Source organism: Mesopusillimonas faecipullorum, from assembly GCF_020539505.1.
GTDB lineage: Bacteria > Pseudomonadota > Gammaproteobacteria > Burkholderiales > Burkholderiaceae_B > Mesopusillimonas > Mesopusillimonas faecipullorum.
Genome location: NZ_JACDXW010000027.1, coordinates 1 through 621, shown reverse-complemented (window position 1 = coordinate 621; position 621 = coordinate 1). Strand labels below are relative to the sequence as shown.

Sequence of the window (621 nt, the reverse complement as noted above, 5' to 3'; positions counted from 1 at the left end):
TTTGCCAGCTCCCCGCAGCTTTTCGCAGGCTACAACGTCCTTCATCGCCTGTGATCGCCAAGGCATCCACCATATGCACTTATTCGCTTGATCCTATAACTTTACAGGTTATAGAAAACTTGAGTTTTGCGTGTTTGTGCCGTTCATCTTGTTCCAGTCGCAGATACCAGCCTAAGCCAATACCTGTTTTCTTTGAGAACTACTTGAACTTGTGTTATGCAATCACAACCCGTAGTCACTACTGATCAACCAACCCATAACAGGCTTGGTAATATCCGTAGCACTACTACTTTGTTGTGCTTTTATTCCAGATTTTTAAAGAACAGATCGTGTACTAAGTAAACCTAGCACACCATATTGATCGGTAAGATCAACGAACAACATCGAACAGAAACTACTGCGATGCTCTTCGTTACTCTCACCTTCCTGACAACCGATAAACCAGTAAAACCGCTACCGCTTACACCCATAACCCACAGATTCACTCACAAAGTAGTGGTGGAGGATGACGGGATCGAACCGACGACCCCCTGCTTGCAAAGCAGGTGCTCTCCCAGCTGAGCTAATCCCCCAAAAATGTCACATCGCCTACTGCCATGTGCCACCTTAAACCGTGGTGGG

General features: G+C 46.2%; 1 tRNA gene and 1 rRNA gene. Both read right to left on the bottom strand.

Features of this window, described 5'->3' with window-relative positions:
• Positions 1 to 93: ribosomal RNA gene (locus tag H0484_RS15045) — 23S ribosomal RNA — on the bottom strand; the annotation flags it as partial.
• A 403-nt stretch (positions 94 to 496) separates the two neighbouring features.
• Positions 497 to 572 (bottom strand) — tRNA-Ala (locus tag H0484_RS15040).
• Positions 573 to 621: the final 49 nt, after the last annotated feature.